This window comes from Streptomyces sp. MspMP-M5 (assembly GCF_000373585.1).
In the GTDB taxonomy this organism is placed as follows: Bacteria; Actinomycetota; Actinomycetes; order Streptomycetales; family Streptomycetaceae; genus Streptomyces.
Genome location: NZ_KB891964.1, coordinates 1 through 8,387, shown reverse-complemented (window position 1 = coordinate 8,387; position 8,387 = coordinate 1). Strand labels below are relative to the sequence as shown.

The 8,387-nt window shown below is 70.1% G+C and carries 10 protein-coding genes; 1 reads left to right on the top strand and 9 read right to left on the bottom strand.

What is annotated here, in order from left to right:
• The 6 genes from kdpB to B073_RS0138455 all read right to left on the bottom strand — a co-directional run.
• Window positions 1-1,742, bottom strand: a 1,742-nt coding sequence (gene kdpB, locus B073_RS0138485; protein ID WP_018543382.1) for a potassium-transporting ATPase subunit KdpB, incomplete at its 3' end; no start/stop codon positions are given.
• The gene (kdpA, locus tag B073_RS0138480) at window positions 1,739-3,415 is read right to left on the bottom strand and encodes a potassium-transporting ATPase subunit KdpA (protein ID WP_018543381.1); all 1,677 of its coding nucleotides are present in this window, start codon (window positions 3,413-3,415) and stop codon (window positions 1,739-1,741) included. The genes kdpB and kdpA, both read right to left, overlap by 4 nt.
• 31 nt (window positions 3,416-3,446) lie before the next feature.
• Window positions 3,447-3,536: a K(+)-transporting ATPase subunit F gene (gene kdpF / locus B073_RS43415; protein WP_018543380.1), complete on the bottom strand. Its 90-nt coding sequence runs from the start codon at window positions 3,534-3,536 to the stop codon at window positions 3,447-3,449.
• 326 nt (window positions 3,537-3,862) lie between these two features.
• Window positions 3,863-4,621: a DUF3710 domain-containing protein gene (locus B073_RS0138465; RefSeq protein WP_026248136.1), complete on the bottom strand. Its 759-nt coding sequence runs from the start codon at window positions 4,619-4,621 to the stop codon at window positions 3,863-3,865.
• Between the two features lies 1 nt (window position 4,622).
• A complete protein-coding gene (gene dut / locus B073_RS0138460) occupies window positions 4,623-5,144 on the bottom strand; it encodes a dUTP diphosphatase (protein ID WP_037814244.1) in 522 nt (173 codons plus the stop codon).
• Window positions 5,141-5,734 carry a PaaI family thioesterase gene (locus B073_RS0138455; RefSeq protein ID WP_018543376.1) on the bottom strand — a complete coding sequence of 198 codons (594 nt, stop codon included), beginning with the start codon at window positions 5,732-5,734 and terminating at the stop codon, window positions 5,141-5,143. Before B073_RS0138455 ends, dut begins: the two co-directional genes overlap by 4 nt.
• 58 nt (window positions 5,735-5,792) lie before the next feature.
• On the opposite strand from B073_RS0138455, the gene B073_RS0138450 reads away from it, so the two are divergent.
• Window positions 5,793-6,236, top strand: a complete 444-nt coding sequence (locus B073_RS0138450) for a DUF3093 domain-containing protein (protein WP_018543375.1) — start codon at window positions 5,793-5,795, stop codon at window positions 6,234-6,236.
• Here the strand turns inward: B073_RS0138450 and B073_RS42565 are convergent.
• The 3 genes from B073_RS42565 to B073_RS0138435 form a co-directional block, all read right to left on the bottom strand.
• Window positions 6,176-7,036, bottom strand: coding sequence for a hypothetical protein (locus tag B073_RS42565; protein WP_234025266.1), 861 nt, complete (start codon window positions 7,034-7,036; stop codon window positions 6,176-6,178). The genes B073_RS0138450 and B073_RS42565 overlap by 61 nt on opposite strands.
• Before the next feature lie 12 nt (window positions 7,037-7,048).
• Window positions 7,049-7,351 carry a DUF4193 domain-containing protein gene (locus tag B073_RS0138440; protein WP_016575747.1) on the bottom strand — a complete coding sequence of 101 codons (303 nt, stop codon included), beginning with the start codon at window positions 7,349-7,351 and terminating at the stop codon, window positions 7,049-7,051.
• A 544-nt stretch (window positions 7,352-7,895) separates the two neighbouring features.
• The coding region (locus B073_RS0138435) for a sensor histidine kinase (RefSeq protein WP_018542477.1) at window positions 7,896-8,387 on the bottom strand (492 nt) is incomplete at its 5' end.

Below are 8,387 nucleotides of genomic sequence, written 5' to 3'. Positions count from 1 at the left end.
AGGTCGACCATGTTGCCGGCCTCCTTGGCGGCCGACGTGCCGGTGTTCATCGCCACGCCCACGTCGGCCTGGGCCAGTGCGGGGGCGTCGTTGGTGCCGTCGCCGGTCATGGCGACGAGCTTGCCGCCGGCCTGCTCGCGCTTGATCAGCGCCATCTTGTCCTCGGGCGTGGCCTCGGCGAGGAAGTCGTCGACACCGGCCTCCTCGGCGATGGCCTTGGCGGTCAGCGGGTTGTCGCCCGTGATCATGACCGTCTTGATGCCCATCTTGCGCAGCTCTTCGAAGCGTTCGCGCATGCCGTCCTTGACGACGTCCTTGAGGTGGATGACACCGAGGACGCGGGGGCCGCGCTCGTCCTCCAGGGCGACGAGCAGCGGGGTGCCGCCGGCCTGGGAGATGGTGTCGGCGAGTTGCTGGGCGTCCTCGGTGGGCGTGCCGCCGCGCTCCCGGACCCAGGCGAGGACGGAGCCGGTGGCGCCCTTGCGGACCTTGCGGCCGTCGACGTCGACGCCGGACATGCGGGTCTGTGCGGTGAACGGGATCCACTCGGCGCCCGTCAACGTGTCGCCGCTGAACTCACCCTCGCGCAGGCCGTACTTCTCCTTGGCGAGCTCGACGACAGAGCGTCCTTCGGGGGTCTCGTCGGAGAGCGAGGAGAGCCGCGCGGCGTCGGCGAGTTCCTCCTCGGTGGCGCCGCGGACGGGGACGAACTCGGCGGCGCGGCGGTTGCCGTAGGTGATGGTGCCGGTCTTGTCGAGCAGCAATGTCGATACATCGCCTGCCGCTTCGACGGCGCGTCCGGACATGGCGAGGACGTTGCGCTGGACGAGGCGGTCCATGCCGGCGATGCCGATGGCGGACAGGAGCGCGCCGATGGTGGTGGGGATCAGGCAGACCAGCAGGGCGAGCAGCACGATCATGGGCTGTTCGGCGCCGGCGTAGATGGCGAACGGCTGGAGGGTGACGACGGCCAGCAGGAAGACGATGGTGAGGGACGCGAGGAGGATGTTCAGCGCGATCTCGTTGGGCGTCTTCTGACGGGCGGCGCCCTCGACGAGGTTGATCATCCGGTCGATGAAGGTCTCGCCGGGCTTCGTCGTGATCTTGATGACGATGCGGTCGGAGAGGACCTTGGTGCCGCCGGTGACGGCGCAGCGGTCGCCGCCGGATTCGCGGATGACGGGCGCGGATTCGCCGGTGATGGCGGATTCGTCGACGGACGCGACGCCTTCGACGACGTCGCCGTCCCCGGGGATGACGTCGCCGGCTTCGCAGACGACGAGGTCGCCGACGCGGAGTTCGGTGCCGGGTACGCGTTCCTCTTCGGTGCCGTTCAGGCGGCGGGCGACGGTGTCGGTCTTGGCCTTGCGGAGGGTGTCCGCCTGTGCCTTGCCGCGGCCTTCGGCGACGGCTTCGGCGAGGTTGGCGAAGATGACGGTGAGCCACAGCCAGGCCGCGATGGCCCAGCCGAACCAGTCGGTGGGTGCGGCGCAGGCGAATATCGTGGTGAGGACGGAGCCGACCTCGACGACGAACATGACGGGCGACTTGACCATCACGCGCGGGTCGAGCTTGCGCAGGGCGTCCGGCAGCGAGACGAGCAGCTGCTTGGGGTCGAAGAGACCGCCGCCCACGCGGCCGTCGCCGGGCTGCTGCCCGTCGGCGGCGTCCTGTTGCGGGGCGCGGGTCGGAGTGGCGGTGGACATGGAGCCGGGCTCCTCCGGTTTCACGGGGGCGGTCATGACAGGCCCTCCGCCAGCGGCCCGAGGGCGAGCGCCGGGAAGTAGGTCAGACCGGTGATGATCAGGATCGTGCCGACGAGCAGCCCGGCGAAGAGCGGCTTCTCGGTACGGAGGGTGCCCGCGGTCTCGGGGACGGGCTGCTGTTCGGCGAGCGAGCCGGCGAGGGCGAGCACGAACACCATGGGGAGGAAGCGGCCGAGGAGCATGGCCAGGCCGATCGTGGTGTTGTACCAGGGGGTGTTGGCGTTGAGTCCGGCGAAGGCGGAGCCGTTGTTGTTGGCGCCGGAGGTGAACGCGTAGAGGACTTCGGAGAAGCCGTGCGGTCCGGCGCCGGCCGCCTTGGTGTTGAGCATCGAGCCGAGCGCGTCGGGCAGCACCATCGAGGCGGCGGTGAAGCCGAGGACGAGGGTCGGCGTGATGAGGATGTAGCAGGCCGCGAGCTTGATTTCGCGGGTGCCGATCTTCTTGCCGAGGTATTCGGGGGTGCGGCCGACCATGAGTCCGGCGATGAAGACCGCGATGACGGCCATGACGAGCATGCCGTAGAGGCCGGAGCCGACGCCGCCGGGGGCGATCTCGCCGAGCATCATGCCGAGCAGCTGGATTCCGCCACCGAATGCGGTGAAGGAGGAGTGGAAGGAGTCGACGGCTCCGGTTGACGTGAGCGTGGTGGCGACCGAGAAGATCGCGGAACTGCCGACGCCGAAGCGGTTCTCCTTGCCTTCCATGGCGGCGCCCGCGGCCTGGAGGGCCGCGCCGCCGTGGGCGAACTCGGTCCACATCATGAGCGCGGTGAAGCCGAGCCAGATGACGCCCATGGTGGCGAGGATGGCGTAGCCCTGCCGCACGTTCCCGACGAGCTTGCCGAAGGTGCGGGTGAGCGCGAAGGGGATGACGAGGATCAGGAAGATCTCGAAGAGGTTGGTGAAGGCGTTGGGATTCTCGAACGGGTGGGCGGAGTTGGCGTTGAAGTAGCCGCCGCCGTTGGTGCCGAGTTCCTTGATGACTTCCTGGGAGGCGACGGCGCCGCCGTTGGTCTGCTGGGTGCCGCCCATGAACTGGCCGACGCCGTGGATGCCGGAGAAGTTCTGGATGGCGCCGCAGGCGACGAGGATCACGGCGCCGATGACGGCGATGGGGACCAGGACGCGGACGGTGCCGCGGACGAGGTCGGCCCAGAAGTTGCCGAGTTCGCCGGTGCGGGAGCGGGCGAAGCCGCGGACGAGGGCGATGGCGACGGCCATGCCGGTGGCGGCGGAGACGAAGTTCTGTACCGCCAGGCCGAGGGTCTGGACGACGTGGCCCATGGCCTGTTCACCGCTGTACGACTGCCAGTTGGTGTTGGCGACGAAGGACGCGGCGGTGTTGAACGCCTGGTCGGGGCTGATCGCGGCGAATCCGAGGGAGAGCGGCAGGTGTCCCTGGAGGCGCTGGATCAGGTAGAGGAAGAGCACCCCGGCCAGGGAGAAGGCCAGAACGCCGCGGAGGTAGGCGGGCCAGCGCATCTGGGTGTCCGCGTTGGCGCCTATGCAGCGGTAGATGACCTTCTCCACGCGCAGGTGGCGAGGGGAGTTGTAGACGGCGGCCATGTAGTCGCCGAGGGGGCGGTACACCAGGGCGAGCGCCGCGATGAGCGCTGTGAGCTGGAGCACGCCCGCGAGTGCGGGGCTCATGTGGCCCGCCGCGTTGGCAGCTGTCGACACCTCAGAACCTCTCCGGGAAAACGAGGGCGAGGACCAGGTACCCGAGCAGGGCGACGGCCACGACGAGGCCGACGATGTTCTCGACGGTCACAGCTTCGCCACCCCCTTGGCGACGAGAGCCACCACTGCGAAGACCGCGAGGGTGACGACGACGAAGGCCACGTCGGCCATCGTGTGCTCCTAGATGGGCAGACGGAATGGGACCCCTAGAGCAAACCGTCGTTCCTCCGCCACTTGACCGCCGTTGACGCCTCCCTTACGGCCATTAGCGCTCCGTTGACGGTTTTCTTACGCCTCCCGATCTGACCTGCACAAACGTGAAGGGGCCGTACTCCTCGTATGGGAGTACGACCCCTTGCAACCGTCGTTATTGAGCCGTCACGGCGGCGTTGTCGCGCCGTGCTCGACAGCGCAGGATCAGCGGATCTCGGTGATCTCCGGTCCGCGCTCCAGGCGCTCCACGCCGCCGCCGAAGCGCGACCCCTCGGCCTGCTCCTGCTGCACACCGTCCGGCACCATCTGGGCGTCGTCGGGCAGCTTGAGGACGATCGGGTCGCGGGGGGCCATCGGGCCCTCGCCGCGGACGATGACGGTGTCCCGGAAGATGTGCTCCAGGACGCCGGCGGCCTGCGGCTGCACCGCGCCCTGGCCGGAGATCACGCCGCGCAGGAACCAGCGGGGGCCGTCGACGCCGACGAAGCGCACGACCTGGACGCCGTTGGTGCCGTCCGGCAGCTGCACGGGGACCTGGGCACGCAGCTCCCAGCCCAGCGGTCCCTCGACCTCGTCGACGACGCCGCCCTGCTGGGTGATGCCGGCGGCGATCTCCTCGCGGACCTCTCCCCAGATGCCCTCGTTCTTGGGGGCGGCGAAGCCCTGGAGCTGCACGGCGCTGTCCTGGAGGACGACCGTGGCGGCCACGATCGCGTCCCCGGCGACCTCGACGCGCAGTTCCATGCCCTCGACGCCGGGCACGTAGAGGCCGCCGAGGTCGACCCGGCCCTCGCCGGGCTGCTTGACCTCCGACACGTCCCAGGGGCCGTCGGGGCGCGGCGCGGGCGGGAGGTTGAGCCGCGCTTGCGTCGCGTCGTCCTCGCCGGCCTCGACCTCGTCGGCGAGCGCCGTGTCCTCGGCCGGCTCCACCGGAGCCTCGTTCTTCTTGCGACGTCCGAACACGTCACTGTCCTTCCCGGTCGCCACCGACCGATGCGTATTCATTCCCGCCCGTGGAGCCGTCCACCGCCGCGTGACCGCCGGTGGACCCGAATCCCCCCTCGGCCCGCGCCGAGCCGGGAAGTTCCGCCACCTCGTGGAAACGCACCTTCTCGACCTGCTGGACGACCAATTGGGCGATCCGGTCGTACTTCTCGAACCGCACACTCTCGCGCGGGTCCAGATTGACCACGATCACCTTGATCTCTCCACGGTACCCGGCATCGACCGTCCCGGGGGCATTCACCAGCGCCAATCCGCAGCGGGCTGCCAGCCCCGAGCGCGGGTGCACGAAGGCCGCGTAGCCGTCGGGCAGGGCGATCGACACCCCGGTGGGCAGGACCGCCCGCTCCCCCGGTGCGAGGTCGGCGGCCTCGGTGGTGACGAGATCGACTCCGGCGTCCCCGGGGTGGGCGTAGGACGGAAGGGGAACGTCCGGGTCCAGGCGCCGCAGGAGGACGTCCACCGGATTCCGTTGCTGACTCACGGGTTCACCTCGAAGGCACGTACACGCTTGACCTGGTCCGGGTCGGCCATCGCCGCCCTGATCTCCTCGGTCCTTCCGTTGTCGATGAAGTGGTCGACCTTGACCTCGATGAAGACGGCCTGGGCGCGGACCGCCACCGGGCCGTCCGGGGCGCCTATCCGGCCCACCGCCGTGGAGTAGATCTTCCGGCCGTGTACGGCGGTGATCTGCGCCTCGAGGTGCAGCACGGAGCCCAGCGGCACCGGCGCGACGAAGTCGGTCTCCAGGCGGCCGGTCACCGCGATCACCCGCAGCAGCCAGTTCAGGGAGCCGAGCGTCTCGTCCAGCGCGGTGGCCAGCACTCCGCCGTGGGCCAGGCCCGGCGCGCCCTGGTGGGCCTCCTTGACGGTGAATTCGGCGGTGACGCTCACGCCGTCGCCGGCCCGGGCCTCCAGGTGCAGCCCGTGGGGCTGGCCCGTGCCGCAGCCGAAGCACCGGTCGTAGTGCGCGCCGAGCAGTTCTCCGGGCGCCGGCGCGTCCGGGTGCCGTACCGGGGGCGTGGCGCCCTCGGGTGGCGTCAGACGCGTCCTGGGTTGGTCAGTTCCACTCACGAGTGCAGACCCTACCCGCGCGGCCAGGGGGTGAGTGCCGCCGTGCCAAGCTGGAGGCATGCAGTCGTACGAAGAACGTCTCACCGCGCCCCGCTCCTGGTGGCTGATTGCCGCGCTCGTCGGTGTGGCCTGTGCCCTGATGCTGCTGCCCCTGGGGACGCTGCCGATGCTCGGCGGGCTGATCGGCGGCGCGGCACTGTCCGCGGTGGCGGTGAGCGCGTACGGCTCGGTGCGGATCCGGGTGGTCGGCGGTGCGCTGATCGCCGGGGATGCGCGGATCCCGGTGTCGGCGCTGGGTGAGGCGGAGGCGCTGGACCCGGCCGAGACGCTGGCGTGGCGGACGCACAAGGCCGATGCGCGGGCCTTCATGGTGCTGCGCAGCTATGTGCCGACGGCGGTGCGGGTGGAGATCACCGATCCCGACGATCCGACGCCGTACGCCTATGTGTCGACGCGCGAGCCGGAGCGGTTGGTGGCAGCGCTGGCGTCGGCGCGCGGCTGAGCGGCCGGGAGGGCGTCCCAGGGGATCTGGCTGCGGCGCAGGTCCGCGCGGATCTTGAGGGCGAGTTTCCTGGTGTCGCGGCGGTTGAGGAACGCGCCGACCGCGGCGCCGATCAGGAACGGCGTGAGGCTGGGAAGGTTGCGCAGGGTCCGCTTCATGATCTGCTGGCGGAGTTCGCGCTTCATCTGCCCGCCGAGTGCGACGTTCAGGGAGGCGGGTTTGGCGATGTCGATGCCGCGTTCCTCGGTCCAGGAGGTGAGGTAGGCGGTGGCGCGCTGGGTGCGGTTGCCCGGGGGCCGCAGACCGTAGACCTCGTGGAGTTCGGCGATCATCTTGATCTCGACGGCGGCGACGCCCGCGACCTCTGCGGCGAGTTCGGCGGGCAGGGCCGGGGGTGCGGGCAGCATGGCGGCCGCGCCGACGCCCGCGCCCACGGTGGCGGTGCCCGCGCAGGCGCCCGCCACCAGCTTGTCGGCGAGCTCCTCGGGGGTCAGTCCGGGGAAGTGCGCGCGCAGGGTGGCGAGGTCGCGTACCGGGATCCTGGGGGCGGTGGCGATGATCCGGTCGGCGATCACGCCGAGCGCGGACCGTACGCCGTCACGGCCCTTCCTGGCGCCGCGGACGGCGGCGTCCGCGAGCGAGGCCGGGCGGCCCCGCCGCTGGAGTCCACCGGTGGTCCGCTCCTCGGGGTGGGCGGCCGGGTCGGCGGGCACGGGCGCGGTTTCCTCGCGTGATCGTGCGCCGGCCGCCGGACCGTTGCCGCCCTTGCGGCCCTTACGGAACGGGTTCACGCCCGGCACGGCGTAGGCCGGTCAGGCCGCGCAGTCGCGGCAGATCGGGTTGCCGTTCTTGTCCTCGGCGGCCAGCTGGCTGCGGTGGTGCACCAGGAAGCAGCTCATGCAGGTGAACTCGTCCTGCTGCTTGGGCAGCACGCGGACGGCCAGCTCCTCGTTGGACAGGTCGGCGCCGGGGAGCTCCAGGCCCTCGGCCTGCTCGAACTCGTCGACGTCGACGGCCGAGGCGGACTTGTCGTTCCGCCGCGACTTCAGTTCTTCGATGCTGTCCTCGTTGAGGTCGTCATCGGTCTTGCGTGGAGTGTCGTAATCCGTAGCCATTGTCGCTCTCCCCCTCTGGGTGTCTGCGGTGTCTCAGCGCTCGTAACGCGTGAGAGGCCGGACTTGTGCCCGACCTGAGGCGGAGATTTTGCCTCACATCAAGGTCTGTTACTCAATCGACACCCAACCGCACCCCTGAAGAGGTGATCGGTTTGGATGGCGATCAGGACCGTACACGGTCCGAAAGTCGCACCTCGCGCAGCCCATCACGTGTACTTCCCGTGATCTGGGCCTGGGGAAACCCGGATTTTCCCGGCTTTCCACCAGGCAATTCGATCACGGAGGGTAGATGGCCGGAAAGGGGCCTCTGTGAGGGATCACACACGGTCAGGGCGGCGGGCGGACCCGCCGAATTCCGCGCAAAGCGAACTCGGCGAAGGATCCCCGGAGACCCCCCGCCGCGTCAAACCGAAAAGCCGGGCGCGGGCGGACGGGATCCGGGTGTACGGCCGACGGGCGAGCGAACGTACCGCCGGGTAGTCCGGAACTCCCGGCGGCCCCGTACGACCTCTCCAGCGGCCGCACAGGGCCGTCGTCGTCGGTGTCAGAGCGGGAGGACGACGCGCATGTCGAGGCCGCCGCCTTCGCGGGGTTCGGCGGTGATGGTGCCGTCGTGGGCCCGGACCACCGAGCGGACGATGGACAGCCCCAGGCCCACCCCCTTGTCGCTGCCGGTCCGCTCCGTACGCAACCGACGGAACGGCTCGAAGAGGTTCTCCACCTCATACGCCGGCACCACCGGCCCCGTATTGGAGACCACCAGCACCGCGCACCCCGGCTGCGGCTCGGTGCTCACCTCCACCCAACCCCCCTCCGCNACGTTGTACCGCACCGCGTTCTGCACCAGATTCAACGCGATCCGCTCCAACAACACCCCATTGCCCTGCACGAACACCTGCTGCCGCACCCCCCGCAGCGCAACCCCCTTGCCCTGCGCCTCCTCCCGCGTCTGATCCACCGCCTGCGACGCCACCTCCGACAGATCCACCGGCCGCCGGTCCACGATCTTGTTCTCACTGCGCGCCAGCAGCAGCAA

Coding starts and splice junctions, on each gene's coding strand:
- kdpA (WP_018543381.1), bottom strand. CDS start 3,415: ATGAGCCCCGCACTCGCGGGCGTGCTCCAGCTCACAGCGCTCATCGCG.
- B073_RS0138450 (WP_018543375.1), top strand. CDS start 5,793: ATGCAGTCGTACGAAGAACGTCTCACCGCGCCCCGCTCCTGGTGGCTG.
- B073_RS0138440 (WP_016575747.1), bottom strand. CDS start 7,351: ATGGCTACGGATTACGACACTCCACGCAAGACCGATGACGACCTCAAC.